The sequence below is a fragment of the Rhizobium sp. CC1099 genome (genome assembly GCF_029714385.1).
Taxonomy (GTDB): Bacteria; Pseudomonadota; Alphaproteobacteria; order Rhizobiales; family Rhizobiaceae; genus Rhizobium.
In genome coordinates this window covers 2,408,238-2,427,501 of sequence record NZ_CP121641.1, presented here as the reverse complement: position 1 = coordinate 2,427,501, position 19,264 = coordinate 2,408,238, and the positions used below count along the sequence as shown (strand labels likewise).

General features: G+C 62.0%; 20 protein-coding genes and 1 pseudogene. 11 read left to right on the top strand and 10 right to left on the bottom strand.

Annotated features, from left to right (window positions below):
- Positions 1–46 precede the first annotated feature (46 nt).
- Positions 47–2,236 (top strand): anthranilate synthase, encoded by a 2,190-nt coding sequence (locus tag QA644_RS12450; RefSeq protein ID WP_283068719.1) that lies wholly within the window; start codon positions 47–49, stop codon positions 2,234–2,236.
- A gap of 45 nt (positions 2,237–2,281) precedes the next feature.
- Here the strand turns inward: QA644_RS12450 and QA644_RS12445 are convergent, their stop codons facing one another.
- Positions 2,282–2,962 (bottom strand): GNAT family N-acetyltransferase, encoded by a 681-nt coding sequence (locus QA644_RS12445; RefSeq protein ID WP_283068717.1) that lies wholly within the window; start codon positions 2,960–2,962, stop codon positions 2,282–2,284.
- Entirely contained in the window at positions 2,959–3,447 is a 489-nt protein-coding gene (locus QA644_RS12440; protein WP_074069076.1) for a MarR family transcriptional regulator, read from the bottom strand. Before QA644_RS12440 ends, QA644_RS12445 begins: the two co-directional genes overlap by 4 nt.
- A 240-nt stretch (positions 3,448–3,687) precedes the next feature.
- On the opposite strand from QA644_RS12440, the gene emfA reads away from it, so the two are divergent.
- Together emfA and queF are read left to right on the top strand one after the other, a co-directional pair.
- Positions 3,688–4,602: a CDF family cation efflux transporter EmfA gene (gene emfA / locus QA644_RS12435; RefSeq protein WP_283072376.1), complete on the top strand. Its 915-nt coding sequence runs from the start codon at positions 3,688–3,690 to the stop codon at positions 4,600–4,602.
- On the top strand, positions 4,602–5,066 hold the full coding sequence (gene queF / locus QA644_RS12430) for a preQ(1) synthase (RefSeq protein WP_074069075.1): 465 nt from the start codon (positions 4,602–4,604) through the stop codon (positions 5,064–5,066). The genes emfA and queF overlap by 1 nt, the downstream gene beginning before the upstream one ends.
- Positions 5,067–5,082: 16 nt before the next feature.
- Here queF and QA644_RS12425 read toward each other — a convergent pair whose 3' ends face one another.
- Together QA644_RS12425 and QA644_RS12420 are read right to left on the bottom strand one after the other, a co-directional pair.
- Entirely contained in the window at positions 5,083–5,850 is a 768-nt protein-coding gene (locus QA644_RS12425; RefSeq protein WP_283068715.1) for a DUF2076 domain-containing protein, read from the bottom strand.
- A 103-nt stretch (positions 5,851–5,953) separates the two neighbouring features.
- Positions 5,954–6,736, bottom strand: a complete 783-nt coding sequence (locus QA644_RS12420; RefSeq protein WP_283068714.1) for a hypothetical protein — start codon at positions 6,734–6,736, stop codon at positions 5,954–5,956.
- A gap of 105 nt (positions 6,737–6,841) precedes the next feature.
- On the opposite strand from QA644_RS12420, the gene QA644_RS12415 reads away from it, so the two are divergent.
- The 4 genes from QA644_RS12415 to leuA all read left to right on the top strand — a co-directional run bounded on the left by QA644_RS12415 (position 6,842) and on the right by leuA (position 10,919).
- Positions 6,842–7,429 carry an ATP-dependent Clp protease proteolytic subunit gene (locus QA644_RS12415; RefSeq protein WP_039845507.1) on the top strand — a complete coding sequence of 196 codons (588 nt, stop codon included), beginning with the start codon at positions 6,842–6,844 and terminating at the stop codon, positions 7,427–7,429.
- A 266-nt stretch (positions 7,430–7,695) separates the two neighbouring features.
- Entirely contained in the window at positions 7,696–8,880 is a 1,185-nt protein-coding gene (locus QA644_RS12410) for a benzoate/H(+) symporter BenE family transporter (RefSeq protein ID WP_074069073.1), read from the top strand.
- Positions 8,881–8,922: 42 nt separating this feature from the next.
- Positions 8,923–9,048 carry a hypothetical protein gene (locus QA644_RS12405; RefSeq protein WP_283068712.1) on the top strand — a complete coding sequence of 42 codons (126 nt, stop codon included), beginning with the start codon at positions 8,923–8,925 and terminating at the stop codon, positions 9,046–9,048.
- 155 nt (positions 9,049–9,203) lie between these two features.
- Positions 9,204–10,919, top strand: coding sequence for a 2-isopropylmalate synthase (gene leuA / locus QA644_RS12400; protein ID WP_283068710.1), 1,716 nt, complete (start codon positions 9,204–9,206; stop codon positions 10,917–10,919).
- Between the two features lie 43 nt (positions 10,920–10,962).
- On the opposite strand, the pseudogene QA644_RS12395 reads toward leuA, so the two are convergent.
- Positions 10,963–11,443 (bottom strand): annotated as a pseudogene (locus QA644_RS12395) (helix-turn-helix domain-containing protein); the annotation flags it as partial.
- A gap of 5 nt (positions 11,444–11,448) precedes the next feature.
- Between QA644_RS12395 and QA644_RS12390 the strand changes: the two are divergent.
- Complete coding sequence (locus QA644_RS12390) at positions 11,449–12,414, top strand: zinc-binding dehydrogenase (protein ID WP_283068706.1); 966 nt, start codon at positions 11,449–11,451, stop codon at positions 12,412–12,414.
- Positions 12,415–12,417: 3 nt separating this feature from the next.
- On the opposite strand, the gene QA644_RS12385 is transcribed toward QA644_RS12390, so the two are convergent.
- The 4 genes from QA644_RS12385 to QA644_RS12370 all read right to left on the bottom strand — a co-directional run bounded on the left by QA644_RS12385 (position 12,418) and on the right by QA644_RS12370 (position 15,568).
- Positions 12,418–13,263: an anti-sigma factor gene (locus tag QA644_RS12385; protein WP_239598018.1), complete on the bottom strand. Its 846-nt coding sequence runs from the start codon at positions 13,261–13,263 to the stop codon at positions 12,418–12,420.
- A 3-nt stretch (positions 13,264–13,266) separates the two neighbouring features.
- Positions 13,267–13,773, bottom strand: coding sequence for an RNA polymerase sigma factor (locus QA644_RS12380; protein ID WP_283068704.1), 507 nt, complete (start codon positions 13,771–13,773; stop codon positions 13,267–13,269).
- A 168-nt stretch (positions 13,774–13,941) separates the two neighbouring features.
- The gene (locus QA644_RS12375) at positions 13,942–14,502 is read right to left on the bottom strand and encodes a hypothetical protein (protein WP_074069067.1); all 561 of its coding nucleotides are present in this window, start codon (positions 14,500–14,502) and stop codon (positions 13,942–13,944) included.
- Positions 14,503–14,647: 145 nt separating this feature from the next.
- On the bottom strand, positions 14,648–15,568 hold the full coding sequence (locus tag QA644_RS12370; RefSeq protein ID WP_335727755.1) for a metallophosphoesterase: 921 nt from the start codon (positions 15,566–15,568) through the stop codon (positions 14,648–14,650).
- A 59-nt stretch (positions 15,569–15,627) separates the two neighbouring features.
- Between QA644_RS12370 and QA644_RS12365 the strand changes: the two genes are divergently transcribed.
- Positions 15,628–16,107 carry an NUDIX domain-containing protein gene (locus tag QA644_RS12365; RefSeq protein WP_246763188.1) on the top strand — a complete coding sequence of 160 codons (480 nt, stop codon included), beginning with the start codon at positions 15,628–15,630 and terminating at the stop codon, positions 16,105–16,107.
- A gap of 3 nt (positions 16,108–16,110) precedes the next feature.
- On the opposite strand, the gene QA644_RS12360 is transcribed toward QA644_RS12365, so the two are convergent.
- Entirely contained in the window at positions 16,111–17,100 is a 990-nt protein-coding gene (locus QA644_RS12360) for a glutathione S-transferase family protein (protein ID WP_283068702.1), read from the bottom strand.
- A gap of 277 nt (positions 17,101–17,377) precedes the next feature.
- On the opposite strand from QA644_RS12360, the gene QA644_RS12355 reads away from it, so the two are divergent.
- Positions 17,378–17,878, top strand: a complete 501-nt coding sequence (locus QA644_RS12355; RefSeq protein WP_194727597.1) for an N-acetyltransferase — start codon at positions 17,378–17,380, stop codon at positions 17,876–17,878.
- Positions 17,879–17,950: 72 nt separating this feature from the next.
- Complete coding sequence (locus tag QA644_RS12350) at positions 17,951–19,264, top strand: MFS transporter (protein ID WP_283068700.1); 1,314 nt, start codon at positions 17,951–17,953, stop codon at positions 19,262–19,264.

The following is a 19,264-nucleotide window of genomic DNA, read 5'->3' as shown; positions in this document are numbered from 1 at the left end:
TTTTTAAGGCCGCCTGTCGTCCGGGCCCCGATAACGGAGTGGAACAATGGTAACGATCCTTCGGGACGATGGTGCGGAAATCTACGAGACGAGGGGCGGCGTTACCGTTACCCGGCAGCGCAGGGCGATCCCCTATGCCGATGCGGTGGTCTCCTATGTCGACAAGCTCGATGAGCGTCGCGGCGCGGTCTTTTCCTCCAACTACGAATATCCGGGTCGTTACACACGCTGGGACACGGCCGTCGTCGATCCGCCGCTCGGCATCTCCTCTTTCGGGCGCGACCTCTGGATCGAAGCCTATAACGAGCGCGGCGAAGTGCTGCTCGGCTTCGTGACGGAGCGGCTCAAGACCGTTGCCGAGCTGGAGCTTGGTGCTGCCACCGCGCGCCGCCTCGATCTCAAGGTGAAGATGCCCGATCGCGTTTTCACCGAAGAAGAACGCTCGAAGATGCCGACGGTCTTCACCGTTCTGCGCTCGGTCACCGACCTCTTTTATTCGCAGGCTGACGCCAGCCTCGGCCTTTATGGCGCCTTCGGCTACGATCTCGCCTTCCAGTTCGATGCGATCAACCTGAAGCTCACGCGCCCTTCCGATCAGCGCGACATGGTGCTCTACCTGCCGGACGAAATCCTTGTCGTCGACAATTATTCCGCCAAGGCCTGGATCGACCGCTATGATTTCGCCAAAGACGGCCTCACGACGGAGGGCAAGAAGGGCGAGATCGCGCCCGAGCCCTTCAAGCAGACGGACGCCATTCCGCCGAAGAGCGATCATCGGCCGGGCGAATATGCCGAACTCGTCGTCAAGGCGAAGGAAAGCTTCCGCAAGGGCGATCTCTTCGAGGTCGTGCCGGGGCAGAAATTCATGGAGCGCTGCGACAGCAAGCCTTCGGATATTTCCAAGCGGTTGAAGGCGATCAATCCGTCGCCCTATTCCTTCTTCATCAACCTCGGAAACCAGGAATATCTGGTCGGCGCCTCGCCGGAAATGTTCGTGCGCGTTTCGGGCCGCCGCATCGAGACCTGCCCGATCTCCGGCACGATCAAGCGGGGCGACGACCCGATCGCCGACAGCGAACAGATACTGAAGCTGCTCAACTCCAAGAAGGACGAATCCGAGCTGACGATGTGCTCGGACGTCGACCGCAACGACAAGAGCCGCGTCTGCGAGCCGGGTTCGGTCAAGGTCATCGGCCGCCGGCAGATCGAGATGTATTCGCGCCTCATCCACACCGTCGACCATATCGAGGGGCGTTTGCGTGATGACATGGATGCCTTCGACGGCTTCCTGTCGCATGCCTGGGCCGTCACCGTCACCGGTGCGCCGAAGCTCTGGGCGATGCGCTTCATCGAAAGCCATGAGAAGAGCCCGCGCGCGTGGTATGGTGGGGCGATCGGCATGGTCGGCTTCAACGGTGACATGAACACCGGGCTGACGCTGCGCACCGTGCGCATCAAGGACGGCATCGCCGAAGTCAGGGCAGGGGCGACCCTTCTCAACGATTCCGACCCGCACGAAGAAGAGGCCGAAACCGAACTGAAGGCCTCCGCTATGCTTTCTGCCATCCGCGATGCCAAGACCGGCAACGCCGGCAAGATCCAGCGCGACGTTGCCGCCGTCGGCAAGGGCGTCAACATCCTCTTGATCGACCATGAAGACAGCTTCGTCCACACCTTGGCCAATTACTTCCGCCAGACCGGAGCGACGGTTTCGACCGTGCGCACGCCGGTGCCGGAGGAGATTTTCGACCGGCTGAACCCGGACCTCGTCGTCTTGTCGCCGGGACCTGGCAATCCGAAGGATTTCGATTGCAAGGCGACGATCAAGAGGGCGCGCGCCCGTAACCTGCCGATCTTCGGCGTCTGCCTCGGCCTACAGGCGCTCGCCGAAGCCGATGGCGGCGAGTTGCGCCATCTGGCGTTGCCGATGCACGGCAAGCCGTCGCGCATCCGGGTGCTGGAGCCGGGCATCGTCTTCTCGGGCCTCGCCAGAGAGGTGACGGTCGGCCGCTATCACTCGATCTTCGCCGATCCCTCGACCCTGCCGCGCGATTTCATCATCACGGCGGAAAGCGAGGACGGCACGATCATGGGCATCGAGCATGCGAAGGAGCCGATCGCCGCCGTCCAGTTCCACCCGGAATCAATCATGACGCTCGGCGGCGACGCCGGCATGCGGATGATCGAGAACGTGGTGGCGCATCTGGCGCGCAGGGCGAAGACGAAGGCGGCTTGAGCGAACGCCCGCACTTCGGCCGGTTCGCTGCCGTGGATCGGCCGTTTATGCTCGGCGTTTGACGACGCGCAGGTTCATGTCGGACCGCAGCCTGAAGCCGAGCGACCTATAGAGGCCGATTGCCGGCGTATTGTTTGCATAGGAATGCAGATACGCCGTTTCGCCCCGCGCGGCGATCTCGCCGGCGACAAAACGAAAGAGCAACGTTCCAAGTCCGCGCCGCTGGAATTGCGGATGCGTGCAAAGCCCGCTGAGTTCCGCAAAGCCGGTCTGCCGCAGCCGCTGGCCGGCCATGGCGATGAGCCTGCCTTCAGCCTTGATCCCCCAGAAGGTGCCGAGGCTCTGCGCCCGCCGCGTGAATGGACCGGGCTTGGTCAAGGTCGCAAGCGCCAGCATCTCCTCGGCGTCGGCCTCGCTCAGCGGCTGTATACGTGAATCCGTGATCCTCTCATGCCGCCGTTCGGCGATCATCTGGACGGCTAAAGCCTCGGAAACAGCAGCCAACCCTCGTGGAATGGCGATCGGGCCGGCTTCGACAAGCAGCATCGTTTCGTCGGCTTCCGGGAGGTTTTCCAATGCCTCAAGACTTTCCGGCGTCTCATCCGCCGAGGCTGCGAAAGGAACGATGGACGGCGGGTATGGCCGGGCTCTCTCGTTGCCTTCGGCGAGGCTCGCATGCGCGGTGTCGAGCGCGCTCCAGATCGGACGGTCGAGAATATGTCTCATGTCGTTTCCTCCTTCGCGGCGCGGCGGGCGAGGGCAGCTTCGGTAAGACCGTCCTCGATGGCGGCGAGCTGCGCGAGGATCGGTCCGTTCAGATCGCCGCAAAGATCGGCGACTGCCGCCGAAATCCGCGGCCACACCGATTGTTTCGAGTAGTCGACGAGTTCCTGTCCCTTCCGGGAAAGCGAGATCAATCGCCGCCGCTGGTCGTCGGGTGCTGCCTGCATGTCGACCAAGCCCAATTCCAGCAACTGGCTTACTGTCCGGGTGGCACCCGGCTGCGTGATGCCGACCGCCTGCGCAAGCTCGCCGATCGTCAAAGGGCCGGCGCGATCGAGTGCTGCGAGAAAGGGATACTGGGCAGCCTGTATGGCGATGCCGTATTCTTCGATGATCTGCTGGGTATCGGCCTGCAGACGCTCCCCGATGCGGCGGAAACGGCTGCCCATGCACAGAAAACCGAGGGTTCGCACGACGTCGTCAACCACAGGAAACCTCCGTAATCAATCAGCAGTTATATAACGTGTTATGCAATTGCAGTTATATAACGTGTTATGCAATTTTCGTCAATCGATACCGCAGGCGTCCCAATTTGACAAAATACCGATAATCCCCCATATCACCCGCATTGGCCGCCTGCGCGATTTTCGCGCGGGCGGTTTTGCGTTTGAATGGGCCAAATGCTGCAATTCATTCGCATCCGCACTGAGGCTGGCAGGGTGATCGATATGGACGGACAAGGCAATCTCGCGGTTCAGCGGCTGGCGCTTTGGGGCATTCCGCTGTCGCTCGGTGTCATGGGACTGAAGATGGCAGCGTGGTGGGTCACCGGCTCGGTCGCGCTGCTTTCGGACGGTCTTGAGTCGACCGTCAATGTCGTTGCCGCCTTCATTGCCTATTTCGTCATTCGCTACGCCCAGAAGCCGGCCGATCACGACCATCCGTTCGGGCACCAAAAGGCCGAGTATCTCTCGGCGGTGACCGAAGGCGCGCTCATCGTGGTCGCCGCGCTTTTGATCGTCAAGGAGGCGATCGGCCATCTGGCGGCGCCGCGCATGCTTGACGCGCCTGCGCTCGGCCTCGCGATCAATTTCGCGGCGGGCGTGATCAACGCCGTCTGGGCGCAGCTGCTGATCCGGACTGGCCGGAAACACCGCTCGGCGGCGCTCGCCGCCGACGGCCAGCATATCATGTCGGACGTCGTGACGTCCGTCGGCGTGCTGATCGGCCTGTTTCTCGCGATCGCAACCGGCTATCCGATCTTCGACCCGGTGCTTGCGATCCTGGTTGCCGTCAACATCCTCTATCAGGGCTGGAAGGTGATCTCGCATTCGATCGGTGGGCTGATGGACCAGGCGGTGGAACCGGAGGAAGAGGAGGCGATCAAGCAGGCGATCGCCACGCATGCGGCGGGCTCGATCGGCGTTCACGACCTGAAGACCCGCCGGGCGGGGTCCGTCACCTTCGTCGATTTTCATCTCGTGGTTCCGGCCGCAATGCCGGTAAGGCAGGCGCACGATATCTGCGACTGCCTTGAAGATGCCATCCGCGTGGTGCATCCGGGCGCCAGCATTGCCATTCACGTCGAGCCCGAGGGCGAAAGGGCCCATGGGATCCGCGTCAAAGTCGTAAAGGACGTCTAATGCCGAAAACCGATGTTTCCAGCCTGTCGATGCTGGGGAAAGAGACCGAAACAGCCAAGTCGCCGGAAGAGGCGGTGCTGGAGAGGGTGCCGTCGAACCATGCGGGCACCGACTACGTGGTGCGCTTCACCGCGCCGGAATTCACCTCGCTCTGCCCGATGACCGGCCAGCCGGATTTCGCCCATATCGTTATCGATTACATTCCGAACGAATGGCTGGTGGAGTCGAAGTCGCTGAAGCTCTTCCTGCATTCCTTCCGCAACCACGGCGCCTTCCATGAGGATTGCTCGATCTATATCGCCAAGCGGATCGTCGAACTGCTCGATCCGAAGTGGCTACGGATCGGCGCCTATTGGTATCCGCGCGGCGGTATTCCGATCGACGTCTTCTGGCAGACAGGCAAGCCGCCGGAAGGCGTGTGGCTGCCCGACCAAGGTGTCGCGACCTATCGCGGCCGCGGCTGAGGCTTAGGCCGATCGATCAGACATCGAAACTGTCGTCGCCGGACTGATCGCTAGCGACGTCGTCATCATTGTTGTCGTCGCTGCTGTAGTCGGCCTGCCGGATGTCATTATTATTGTTGTCATCGGCAACCTGGGGGTTCTGATCGCCATCGTAGTTGTTGATGACGGTCTCCTCGGCGGGGGCGCCGGCATTGCCAGAAGGGTTGCTGCCGGAAAAAGGCGAGCCCCAGCCGAGCGACGACATATGATTGCCGAAGATGCCGCTCAACGAATTGGCAAGCAGCATGCCGCCCGCCACGCCGGCGGCGGTGCCGAGCGCTCCGCGAAGGAAGCTGCCGCCAGCAGACGGTGCGCCGGGTTGCGGGTCCCACGGGCCGCTCGGCTGCTGTCGCATCGGGCGGACGGGTTCGTCGTAACCGCGATCTTGATGGATGGTCTGGCGCGGCGCATTGCCCCAGGGATCCGAGGTCGGTGCCGGCTGCTGCGCCTGGCCGGTGCCGAAGATCGAGCTCAAAAAACCGCCGCCCTGTTCGGCCTGGTGATGTTGGCTTTCGCCGGCCTCGAGCTGGCGGATGCGCTCTTCCAGTTCCTTGATGTGGTTGGCGGCCGCTTCAAGACCCTTTTCCTGAACGATGACGGCCTGCGCCAGATAATAGGTCGTATAGGGCTGCTCGCGCACGCCCTGATCGATGAAGGCCTCCGCTTCGCGGTCGCGCGGTGTCGCAGCGGCGGTGCGGATCCTGTCGAAGAGGCCGGCCAGCAATTGGCGTTCTTCCGGTGACATAGCTCCTCCTTGTGTCTTTCGTGCGGACATGGCCGCCTGAGGATGAGGTAGGAACGGATTTTGGCTTTTCAAAGCCGCGGCGCATTACATTTCGGTAAGGCGCTCAGGACCGGACCCAGACGCGCAGCGGGCCGAGCGACGTAAAGCCAAGCTCCAGCGCATCGCTCAAATCCTCGCCGTGCTCGTAGCCGACGATCGGCATGCCGGGAAAGATCTCGGCCGCCTTCTGCACCAGCCCGGCGCGGACGGCGCGGTCGCTCTTTTTGATGGCAAAGACATTCGAATGGCCGACCACATCCGACTGGCGATTGAGAATGCCGCCGCCGCAGAGCGCTTCGCTCTCGAAGGCGGCAAGAAAGGCGATATCCGCATTGCGCAGCAGCGGTTCAGCGAAGATCGGCGTTGTCTGCGGCGGTTCGCCGGCGCCCCAGGCTCTTTCCCAAAGCTCGAGTTCAACCGCCGTTGTGATCCGCTTCCATGTCAGGGACTGCTCTTTCGGCGCATGAATCTCAACCGCCGCCTCGATGCCGATCCATTCGGCCTCGAACAAGATTTCGAAACCGAGAGGAGTAAGGGTGAGCGCGGCGTAGCTGTCCTTGACGCCCCAGCCGCCTTTTCGCGAGCGGATCAGCACAGCGATCGCTTCCTCCTGCTCGCGTGCGCTATCAGCGCCCGTCAGCGTTATGACGTCCGGATAAAAGCGCGGCGTGCCCTGGCGGTGAAGCCAGACGGTTGCGGAAAATTCGCCGGACACGCCTTGTGCCTGACAGACGGCATTGCACCACAGCGCATTGTTGCGGACAGCCGCGCGCAGCATTTCCGATGTGATTTTCGCCTCCGCTTTCGAACTCTCCGGCAGAATGCGAGCATATCGCCGGTTTGTCATAAGAATATCTTCACCCGTTCCGTGCCTTGTCTTTTTCCCGCATTGTTTTACCCATTGAGTCGCACTATGTGCGAGGAACCCGATTTGGAAGTAAGAGAGGTTCGAATGAACGACGAAGAACAAGACGACGACAAGACGAAGGAGCTGCCGCTCGGCAAGGAAACGGAGGCGAATCTTTTCAAGTCGCGTTCGATCTTCATCTACGGGCCGATCAACCAGGAAATCGCCCAGAAGGTCTGCTCGCAGCTTGTGGCGCTTGCCGCAGCCAGCGACGAGGACATCCGTATCTATGTCAGTTCGCCCGGTGGTCACGTCGAATCCGGCGATTCGATCCATGACATGGTCAAATTCATCAAACCAAAGGTCTGGATGATCGGCACCGGCTGGGTCGCCTCGGCCGGCGCGCTGATTTACGTCGCGGTACCGAAGGAACGGCGTCTTTGCCTGCCGAACACGCGCTTCCTGCTGCACCAGCCGTCCGGCGGCACGCGTGGCATGGCCTCCGACATCGAGATCCAGGCACGCGAGATCATCAAGATGAACGAGCGTCTGAACAAGATCATGGCGGCCGCCACTGGCCAGTCGATCGAGAAGATCGCCGCCGACACTGACCGCGACTACTGGCTTTCGGCAGAAGAAGCCAAGGCTTACGGCCTGGTTTCGCGGATCGTAACGTCGCAGAGCGAGATTTGATTTCACTTCGCCCCGGTGGGGAGAAGGCGGGCTGAAGGCTCGAATGAGGGGGCGGCGCGGCAAGCGTTGCCCCTTTTTTCTTGGTAAGCAGCTGGTGTTTGCATCGATCTCAAGGATCGATCGCCCGGCTAGGCCGGCCCCGACCTTTCCCTCACGAGTACTTTCTCCCTGAGGGGAGACGAGGGAACCATAAGGCGGGCATCTGGACTTGCGCGACTCCATTCGTTGGGGCTCCATGCAACTTTTCCAGTCATCCGAGACCCGCCATGCTCAAAGACTTTTCCCTCCAGGCCCTGTTCATGGGCGTCCTCACAGCCTTTGTCGGCTTTGCCAGTTCCTTCGCCGTCGTGCTGCAAGGATTGCAGGCAGTGGGCGCAACGGATGGGCAGGCGGCCTCCGGTCTTATGGCGCTTTCGATCTCGATGGGCATCTGCGGCATCGTGCTGAGCGCGGTAACACGGCTTCCAGTCAGCATTGCCTGGTCGACGCCGGGCGCAGCACTTCTTGCGAGCACCGGGGCGATCGAGGGTGGGTTCAATGCCGCCGTCGGTGCCTTTCTGATCTGCGCGGTGCTGATCGTCGTCGCCGGCCTCTTCAAGCCGCTTGGCCGCGCGGTCGCCGCGATCCCGGCGCCGCTTGCCAATGCCATGCTTGCCGGCGTGCTGCTCGGCCTCTGCTTTGCGCCGGTAAAGGCGATCGCCTTCAATCCGCTGCTCGGGCTGCCCATCATTCTCGCCTGGATCGTCGTCGGCGCCTTCAGGCGGCTCTGGGCAGTGCCTGCCGCCCTCGGCGCCTTCGTGCTGGTACTGACATTCGGCATCGACATTCCGGACGAAGCGCTGGCCTCGATCGGGCGGTCGCTTGTGCCGACAATCGAGATCGTCCGTCCGGTGTTCAATCTTGCGGGCCTCGTTTCGGTCGCGCTTCCGCTCTTCATCGTCACCATGGCATCGCAGAACATTCCGGGCATCGCGGTGCTGAAGGTCAATCTTTATGATCCGAAGCCGGGGCCGCTCTTTGCCGTCACCGGCTTCTTTTCGGGTCTTTCCGCGCCCTTCGGCGGCCATGCCGTCAATCTGGCGGCGATCACGGCGGCGATGTGTGCGGGGCAGGACGCGCATGCAGATCCGAAGCGACGTTATTGGGCGGCGCTGATCTCCGGCGCCGGCTATGTGGTGTTCGGACTGCTTGCCGGCGTCGTGACAGCCTTTGTGGCTTTGGCGCCGCCGATCCTGATTCAGGCGGTCGCAGGGCTGGCCCTCGTCGGCGCCTTCTCCGGATCGGCGATGGCCGCCTTTCAGGCGCCGGAATCGCGCGAGGCTGCGGCGATCACCTTTCTGGTGACGGCATCGGGCGTTTCCTTCGCCGGCATTTCCGGAGCGTTCTGGGGGCTCGTGGCCGGCGGGTTGATGCTGGCGCTGTCGCGTTTCGTGCAGGCGGCAAGAACATAGGGGGGGTTGCCGTTTTTTTGTTCGGCAGCTATAAGCGCGGGCATGAAGACCACTGGCGCAAAGATTTCCGACACTATTGTCCGCGGCCGCGTTGCCCTGCGTGACAACACGCGCGCCCTGACGTCGCTTCTTCTCCTCGGCCTTACACGCGGTTGCCGGGTCCTTTGAGGAGCGCCCGGCGGCCGAAAGCCCGCTGGCCCTATCGCTCCTCGCGACGAATTCCCTGAATTCAACATAGACCAACAAGGTCCGCATTTGCTGTCGCCAAGCCCGCCATGATGGGCTAAGACGCGGGGCAAATTGCCGGGACGAGGAAGAAGACAATGGACGCGAAGACGCAAAATCCCGCAAAAGGCATGCCATCCGCAGGCGTGAAATACCGCCCGTACCCGCAGGTGAACATTCCCGACCGCACCTGGCCCACGAAGACGATCAGCAAGGCGCCGGTCTGGTGCTCTGTCGACCTTCGCGACGGCAATCAGGCGCTGGTGGACCCGATGGGCCATGACCGCAAGGCTCGCATGTTCCAGCTGCTGCTCGACATGGGCTTCAAGGAAATCGAGATCGGCTTTCCCTCCGCCTCGCAAACGGACTTCGACTTTGCGCGCTGGTGCATCGAGGAAGGAAATGTGGCGGACGACGTTTCGCTGCAGGTCTTGGTTCAGTGCCGCCCTGAGCTGATTACCCGTACCTTCGAGGCGCTGCAGGGTGCCAACAAGCCGATCGTGCATTTCTACAACTCGACGAGCGAGCTGCAGCGCCGCGTGGTTTTTGCCAAGGACGTGCCGGGTATCAAGCAGATCGCCGTCGATGCGGCGAAGATGATCACCGACATGGCGGCGAAAGCCGGCGGCGGCTACCGCTTCGAATACTCGCCGGAAAGCTTCACCGGTACCGAGCTCGAAGTGGCGCTGGAAATCTGCAATGCCGTCATCGACGTGATGAAGCCGACGGCGGACAACAAGCTGATCATCAACCTGCCGTCCACCGTCGAGATGGCGACGCCGAACGTCTATGCCGACCAGATCGAATGGATGTGCCGCAATCTCGACAATCGCGAGAACCTGATCGTCTCGCTGCATCCGCATAACGACCGCGGCACCGGTATTGCGGCAGCCGAGCTCGGTCTGCTGGCAGGCGCCGACCGCGTCGAGGGCACGCTCTTCGGCAACGGCGAGCGCACGGGCAATGTCGATGTGGTGACGATGGCGCTCAATATGTTCACGCAGGGCGTCGATCCGGAAATCGACTGCTCCGATATCGAGCGCATCAAGAGCGTCTTCGAATATTCGAACCAGATGACGATCGGCGAGCGCCACCCTTATGTCGGCGAACTGGTCTATACGGCCTTTTCCGGCTCGCATCAGGATGCGATCAACAAGGGTATGAAGGCGATCAAGGTCGCCAACCATCCGGTGTGGGAAGTGCCCTATCTGCCGATCGACCCGCAGGATGTCGGCCGCTCCTACGAGGCGATCATCCGCATCAACTCGCAGTCCGGCAAGGGCGGCATCGCCTATATCCTGCAGCAGGACTACGGGCTCAATCTGCCGCGCAATCTCCAGGTCGAGTTCCGCGAGGACATCCAGCGCATCACCGACGAAGAAGGCAAGGAACTGCCGTCGCGCCGCATCTACGACCGCTTCATCGAGCGCTACGTGACGCAACCCGAGGGCCGCATCAAGTTCGTCGATCATCACACCTTCGCCGATCCAGAGAGCAAGGGCGTGCGTGTCGTCGCCGCTGAGATCATCGACAATGGCGAGACGAAGCGTATCGAAGGCCGCGGCAACGGCCCCATCGACGGCTTCATCAACGCGCTCTCGCACTATCTCGGCATCGAGATGTCGGTCGAAGACTACTCCGAGCACTCCCTGCAGCACGGCTCGAATGCGGCGGCCATCTCCTACGTCGAGACCGCCTATCCCGGCGGCAAACTCTTCGGTGCCGGCATCAGCACCAATATCGTAGGCGCCTCGCTCGAAGCGATCGTCTCGGCGGCCAACCGCGTGCTGGATGTGAGAGCCGGGAAGAACTGATCGAGATTGCGCAGCGGGCGCCGCCGGCTGCGCGTTTCGCCCCTCAGGCGGCGAAAGATGGCTTGCGCGGGCGGACGATGCAGTCGGCAATGTCGGCGATTTCATTCTGCGCCTCGGCGTGGCGCTGGCCCCATTGGCAGAGCGCCAGCAGCACCGGTTCAAGCCCAAGCCCGAGCTCCGTCGCGGTATATTCGACGCGCGCGGGAACTTCGGCAAACACCTCGCGCCTTACCAGACCATGTTCCTCCATTTCGCGTAGCTGCTGGATCAGCACCTTCTGCGTGATCTCCGGCATCATGCGTTTCAGCTCCGAAAGGCGCTTCGGGCCGCAGAAAACGTAGTAGAGGATAACCGGTTTCCAGCGCCCGGCGATCACCTTTACGGCGCGTTCGACGGGCAATTTGGGCAGTCTCTTGATGAGTTCAGCCATGGTCACTTCCTGGTGGGTATGGCACGAAAGGGTGTCTATTCCTGCCGCCGAGCTTACTGATAAAGCGCTGCCTACGCCATTCAAACGTGAGGTCTGCCCATGAAAGCCGTCCGCTTCGACCATTTCGGTCCCCCTGAGGTTCTCAAGGTCGTCGAGGTGCCGAAAGCAATGCCGCGCGAAGGGGAGGTGCTCGTTCGGGTCCGTACTGCAGGCGTCAACTTCTTCGAAGTGCTGATGCGCGCCAACCGGTATGCAGTGACGCCGCAATTGCCGATGATCCCGGGTGTTGAAGTCGCGGGTGTTGTCGAGGCGATAGGCGAGGGAGTTGATTCCGCTGTCATCGGTGCGCGCGTTGCCGTTCCGCTTTTCGCGCTCGGGCGGGGTGAGGGTTATGCGGAGTACGTCGCCGTGCCGGGTGCGTCAGTGATCTCGATCCCCGACGTGTTGTCCTTCGAGGCGGCGGTTGCGCTGATGGTGCAGGGGCTGACGGTGCTGCATATGGTGCGTCAGGCGCCGCCACGGGACAAAACCGTTCTTGTCCACGCGGCGGCCGGGGGCGTTGGCTCGCTGCTGGTGCAATTGGCGAAGCGTGAGGGCGCCGGACGGGTCATCGCGACGGCAAGCAGCGAGAAGAAGAGGTCGCTCTCCCGCACGCTGGGCGCGGATGCGGCGATCGACTATACAGCCGAGGGCTGGCAGGAGACCCTCCGTGAGAAGGCGCCCGTCGATCTGATCTACGATACGATCGGTGGCGAGGTGACACGTGCCTCCCTTGTAGCGCTTGCGCCGGGCGGAGAGCTTGTCTTTGCTGCACTGGGCCGCTTTCGGCTTGAGGTTGCCGACCTGAATTCCATGTTCGAGAAGAACCAGACGCTCAAGGGATTTGCGCTGCTGCCGCTGTTATCTGAAACGCTGGCGGACGATCTCTCCGCGCTGTTTTCGCTTGCCGTCTCCGGCGCGCTGATCGTCGCAAAGGGCGCGAGTTTTCCGCTGGACAAAGCTGCCGATGCGCATCGCGCCATCGAAAGCCGGGGCGTCAGCGGCAAGGTCGTGCTGGTCCCGTAAGGCTCAGATCGCGGTTGCGACTTCCATGGCGATCTGGCTGAGCGAGGCTTCGGCGGAAGGTCCGGCCAGAACGTAGGAGGTGCCGGCATTGTGCCAGGTGATCAGGCCGATTTCGTCCCTGATCGTTTCCTTGAAATCCTCGGACTCGGGCGGCTGGGCATCCTTGCGGAAGCAGATGGAGATGAGATCGCCGTCCGTGCTCGTATAGACCAGCTGGCCGACCGGCTTTCCGTCGCCAAGTAGCACGCGGGCGCCCTGGAAGGCCCAGCCGTCGGTAGACAAGTCAGGCACGCGGAAGGCGACGCCGACCGTGGACGTCAGCCAGTTGGAAATCTCCTCGGCCTGGGTAGAGGGCACCTCGACGATATGCCGCGGCTGGCGGATCATCAGGCGCTGGTAGGCGGTGATGTCGTTCAGCCAGTTCTTGCTGCTGGCATTGTCGTCCACGATCTGCGTCGTGCCATTGCCCGTGGGAGTGCCGGGGCTCGTGCCGGCGAGATAGCCGATGCCGCAGCCGACGATAAAAAGGATGATCGCTGCGGCCAGCGCCTGCGTGCCGCTCGGCGCGAGCTTCATCGACGGGCGGGTGGTTCGCGGCGCGATCGGCGCCTTGGGCGGCTGGACGCTCTTGATCGAGCGCACGAGTGCCAGCGGAACCGGCTCCTTAAGAATATCGTCCAGACGGCGGCGGCCGAAATCGGCGCCGTGACGCAGCTTGTCGTAAAGCCGGCGCGCACCTTCGTCGTTGGCGAGGCGCTGCTCCAGCTCATGCTTCTGTTCCGGCGTCGTTTCGCCGTCGAGAAGGGCGGTCAGCTGGGCGTCAAGCGATAGTTTTTTGAAATCGGGCAAAGTTCAGTACCTGTGAGGATGATCGTCGGCGAGGCTTGCGAAGTGCAGCCGCGCCGCGGCAAGCTGCGCGGGCACGCTGCCGGCCGATATGCCCATGATGTCGGCGGTCTGCTGATAGGTATGTCCTTCGACAGCGACGAGCAGGAAGACGCTCGAAATGCCTTCAGGCATTTCGGCGAGCATGCGGTGTACGGCATCGGTATCGGCGACGGCTGCGCGGTCGCGCGCCGCGTCGCGGATATCCGTGACGTTGCTCTTGGAAGCCGGTCGCGCCTTGCGTCTGCGGCCATCGTCGCTCCACTGTTGGCGGGCGAGTGTGTAAATCCAGCTTTCGAGCCGGCCTTCGCCGCTCCACTGGTGGCTCTTTGCCACCGCACGCTGACAGACCGCCTGCACCAGATCGTCGGCAGCCGCCGCATCGCCGGCAAGCGTCATCGCGAAGCGCCGCAGCCGCGGGAGCAGGCCCACCAGGTCGCGTCGGATATCGATGGTCGTTACAGGCTGACGCATAGTCTCATTTCATGAATGTGTTCGGGCGAAGCACCCGATGTGGGCCAAGCTTTTTATATCGTGGAAGTGACCTTTATGGAACAATTTTGCACTGCCGCGCAAGAAGAAGACGGCGCGGTCGAAGAATTCCCAAAGGTTTCTCTCTTGGTCGCCGGAGCGGCCCCCGTTTCAATAGGTCCGGTAGCCGTTCAGGCTCTGCAATAGCGCCCGATAAGCCCAGGTGTTTTCGCCGCCGCGGTCGCGAATTTCGACGAGCTGGACGCGGGCACCCTGGATGTCACCTTCTTCGGCCAGGGCCTGGCCCATGTATGATCGTGCGAGAATATAATTCTCGTCGGCTTGCAGCGCCTTGCGGTAATAGGACATTCCAAGTTCCATCCGGCCCGCCTTGCGGTTTGCATAGCCGAGATAGTTCAGGATGCGCGGATCGTTCTTGTTCCTGGCGAGGTTCAAGACGGTGATGGCATTTTCATATTGGCCGGCATAGGCGAATTCGCGCGCTGCCTCGTAGAGGTCGTCGTCGTTAAAGCTGCTCTTCTTCGGCGCGACGCATTCCTTCCTCTTCTTGTCCCACACCTTGCCGTCGGCGCATTTGGTCGTGGTTTCGGTCTTCGGAGGCGGGCCTGTCTCGTCGCTTTCGTCACCGACGGCGAAGGCCGGTGCCGAGAGCCCGGCCGCAAGGCCGAAGGCGAGGATGAGCCGGCAGATGCGGTTTGCTGCGGCGCGCATGGCTTGTTCCCTGATCGGCGGCGATTGCGGCCGGATTGTACAGCGGGATTTGGAAATACCAAGGGCTTAAGCATTGCCCTGGGGAAAATCGTAGCGGCTTCAGAAAGTGATTCAAAAAGCGGCGAAAAAGATTCCGCTTTTCCGTCTAAAGCTTGAAAATGTCGACACTTTCCGACGAAACGCCATCGCCCATGTCGTTCAAGCTGAAGCGTTCGCCCCTCAGTTCCCAGGCGCCGGGCGAACCGTCGATGCTGAAGAGATTATAGGCGGCACGGGGCTTCAAGCCACCTGGTCCCTGCGAGGCGGAAGCAATGCCGACCACAGGCACGGGACCGGTCTGGCCGCGCAGCCAGTGGAGCGTATTGAGATGCGTATGGCCGTGGAGCACGAGTTCTGCGCCGCCGGTCGAGACGACGGCGGCAAAGCGGCGGATGCCGATCATCCGCTTGTAGAAAGCGGTCGCGCCGCGGATCGGCGGGTGGTGGATCATGACGACGCGAAAGAGGCCGGCTTCACCGGCCGCGCGGAGCATGTTGACGGTCTCGCGGGCCTGCCGCTGGCTGAAGAAGCCGCTGGCGGCAAATGGTGGCGTGGCGACGGCCGTCGAGCAGCCGACGAGCGCGACTTTGCCGCGGACGCGGAGATAGGGAAAGATGTGCTTGTCTTCCTCCCATTCGGCTGGGGCGAGGTCGCCGCGCACATAGTCATACCAGGCGCGCATGGATTTCTCGTAGGCGCCGGGCACATAGGCGTCGTGATTGCCGGGAACCACGGAGGTTTCCGCCGGTTCCCCGAGCGCGCGAAGCCAGGCGGCGGCGGAGCGGATCTCAATGCCGCTTGCGAGATTCACCAAGTCGCCGGTCACGGCCAGGTGGTCCGCATGGCGCGCACGGATATCCTCCAGGAGCAGATCTAGCGTGCCGCCGAAAAGATGCTTGCGCCTGTGGCGGTGCCAGTTCACAAAGCCGGTAATGCGCTTCGAGAAAAGCTCGCGGAATGAAAGATTGGGAAGTGGGCCGAGGTGGATATCCGAGATATGCGCGAGCTTGAACATGCTACGACACATAGACCAGGATATTTACAAATCAAACACATCCGATTGAACGAAATAGTGAAAACAGACCCATGACGATCAAGGAAATCAGGCCCTGGCAATCCAAGCTGCTGATGCGGATCGTGCATGGCTATTTCGCCCTCGCGCGCGGCATGACCATGGGCGTGCGGGCGGCCTGTTTCGATTCGTCGGGGCGGATTTTTCTGGTCCGCCACAGCTACCTTCCCGGCTGGCATATGCCTGGCGGCGGGCTGGAGCGCAACGAGACGGCAGAGGAAGCGCTGATCAAGGAACTGCGCGAGGAGGGCAACCTCAAGATCATCGGCAGGCCGCAGCTCTTCCATGTCTATTTCAACGCATCGGCGAGCCGGCGCGATCATGTGGTCTTCTACCGCGCCGAGGTCGAGCAGACCGCGCCGCGCAAGCCGGATCGCGAAATTGTCGAATGCGGCTTCTTCGCGCTCGACGGTCTGCCGGACGGCACGACTGAAGCGACGAGGCGCAGGCTGAGGGAGTTGAGCGGCGAAGAGCCAGCCGCTCACTTCTGGTAGGATTCACGCGGCAGCGGCAAGCTTGGCGCGGCCGTGCAGGCGGTCGAGATCGAGAGCCGGGCCGACCGGGACCACGCCCGTCGGATTGATCGTCCTGTGGCTGCGGTAATAGTGCTCCTTGATGTGGCGCAAATTCACCGTCTCCTTGACGCCCGGCGTCTGGTAAAGATCGCGCAGGTAGCCCGAGAGGTTCTTGTAGTCTTCGATGCGGCGGATGTTGCACTTGAAGTGGCCGACATAGACTGCATCGAAGCGCGCCAGCGTCGTGAACAGCCGCCAGTCGGCTTCCGTCAGCCGGTCGCCGAAGAGATAGCGACTTTTGCCGAGACGCTCCTCCAGCATGTCCAGCGTTTCGAAAATCTTCACGACATTCTCTTCGTAGGCTTCCTGCGTCGTTGCAAAGCCTGCCTTGTAGACGCCGTTGTTGACGGTGTCGTAGACGATCGTATTTAGCGCATCGATATCGGCGCGGAGAGCGGCGGGATAGAAATCCGTCTTCGAATCGGTCAGCCCGTCGAAGGCGCTGTTGAACATGCGGATGATCTCGGCCGATTCATTATTGACGATCGTACCGGTCTTCTTGTCCCAGAGCACGGGAACGGTGACGCGGCCGGAATAGTGCGAATCGGCCTTCACGTAGATCTCGAAGAGGGTCCTTGCACCGTAAAGGTGATCGCCGGTCGCGCCGTCGCCGACTTTGAATTCCCAGCCTTTCTCGGCCATCAGCGGATCGACGACGGACACGGAGATGATGTCATCGAGCTCCTTCAGTTTGCGGAAAATGAGCGTGCGGTGTGCCCAGGGGCAGGCGAGCGAGACATAGAGATGATAGCGGTCAGCCTCGGCCTTGAAGCCGCCGGTGCCCGTCGGTCCTGCCTCTCCAGTGGCCGTGATCCAGTTGCGGAACTGAGAGGCCGCGCGCTTGAAGTGGCCCTTCGTTTTTTTCGTATCGTACCCGACGTTCTGCCAGACGCCGTCAACCAGCATGCCCATTGTGCGCTTCCTTCAAATTCGCCGTTGGCAGAAACATATTGCACGCGGCCGATCTTTGCAGGGGTGCAAAGACTGAACAGTGCGTCACAAATGTTTTTTCGGTCGCGTCACTTTGCGTTGGACGAGGGAAATTTTTCCTGCTATCGGCCGTTTCACATTTTCTCAGGAACCCGATTTGTTTTACGCATCCAGAAATCTGCGACGACGCTGATGCTTCCGAACGCCTAAGCGCGTACTCGAAAATCATCACTTCCGTCTATCCGGTTTCTGTCTCATCATGCACAAGCACGATCTGGTCTACCTCACCGAGGATGCGTCTCACGACGCGGCTATCGAACACATCAACGAAGAAGCATTCGGCCCTGGCCGGCACACCCGTGCGGCTGCGCGCATCCGCGAGCAGGGGCCGCACGATCTGTCGCTCTCCTTCATCTGTACCGATGACGGCGAAACGATCGCCTCGGTCAGGATGACGCCGGTCATGGCGGGCGATGTTAAAGGGCACCTGCTCGGGCCACTTGCCGTCCGGCCAACGCACAAGAATATGGGCATCGGCCGCGAGCTCGTGCGGATCGCGGTGGAGGCGGCAAGGCGCAAGGGCTCCGAGGCTGTCATCCTTGTCGGCGATCCGCCGTATTATTGCCCGCTCGGCTTCGAGAAGGTCGCCTACAACGCGCTCGCCTTTCCAGGGCCAGTCGATCCCGCCCGCGTTCTGGTCGTTTCGTTTGCCGAAGATGCGCATCAGCGTCTCAAGGGTATAATCGGCTGGCGTGCATAGTTCATATGTTCTATCGCTGATTTTCCCTGACCTCACTTTGCGCGAGGTTTCGGCAGCTTGGCGGAGGGCGGCATGAGCGGAATTTCAATGGACGAGGCGCTGGATCGCGCCGGGACGGGCGCATTTCAGCGGCGGCTGATGGCGATTTTCGGGCTTGTCTGGGCGGCCGACGCCATGCAGGTGCTAGCCGTCGGGTTCACGGCCGCTTCGATCGCCGCCACGTTCCAGATGACGGTGCCGCAAGCACTGCAGACCGGAACGCTTTTCTTCCTCGGCATGCTGATCGGCGCCGTCGTCTTCGGCCGGCTCGCCGACAGGGTGGGCCGACGCTCCGTGCTGATCCTGACGGTCGCCTGTGACGCCTTGTTCGGTACGCTTTCGATCTTCGCTCCGGATTTCACCAGCCTGCTCGTTCTGCGCTTCTTAACGGGGATGGCTGTTGGCGGCACCTTGCCGGTCGACTATGCGATGATGGCGGAATTTTTGCCCGCAAAGAACCGAGGCCGTTGGCTCGTCGTGCTCGAGGGGTTCTGGGCGGTCGGCACGTTGATCGTTGCGCTTGCCGCATGGGCCGCAAGCGTCGCCGGCGTTGCCGATGCGTGGCGCTACATCTTTGCCGTGACGGCGCTGCCCGCCATCTTCGGCATCGGGCTACGCTTCTTCGTGCCGGAATCGCCGCTCTATCTGTTGCGGACAGGCCGTGCCGAAGACGCCAAGGCGATCGTCAACCGCATGCTGAAACGCAACGGCAGGCCGGAGCTTGCCGCCGCCGATCAGATTGTGCCGGCCCCGCATGCGCCTTCAGAGGGCATCTTCTCCGCCTCGCTTCGCCGCCGCAGTCTGATGATCCTGGCGATATGGTTTCTCGTTTCGGTCTCCTATTACGGCGTGTTCACCTGGATGCCTGCAAGGCTTGCCGGCGAGGGCTTCGGTTTCGTGCGCGGCTATGGCTTTCTCGTCTTCGTGGCGCTCGCCCAGATACCGGGCTACGCGCTCGCGGCCTACGGTGTCGAGAAATGGGGACGGCGGCCAACGCTGATCGGCTTCTGCCTGCTTTCGGCGGCGGGATGCCTGCTCTTCGTGCTTTCGCCGAACGACGTGCTGATCGGGGCATCGCTGCTGATCATGAGCTTCGCGCTGCTCGGCACTTGGGGCGCGCTTTACGCCTATACGCCCGAGCTCTACCCGACGGCATCGCGCGCCACCGGGATGGGGACCGCAGGCGCCATGGCTCGGCTCGGCGGGCTTGCCGCACCATCGCTAATGGCATTCGTCGTGTCGCTGGGCCTCGGCATCGCCATCGGGCTATTTGCAGCGCTGCTGGTGGTGGCTGCCATCGCCGCGCTTGCGATCGATGCGGAAACGCGGCGGGTCTCGCTCGCCTAA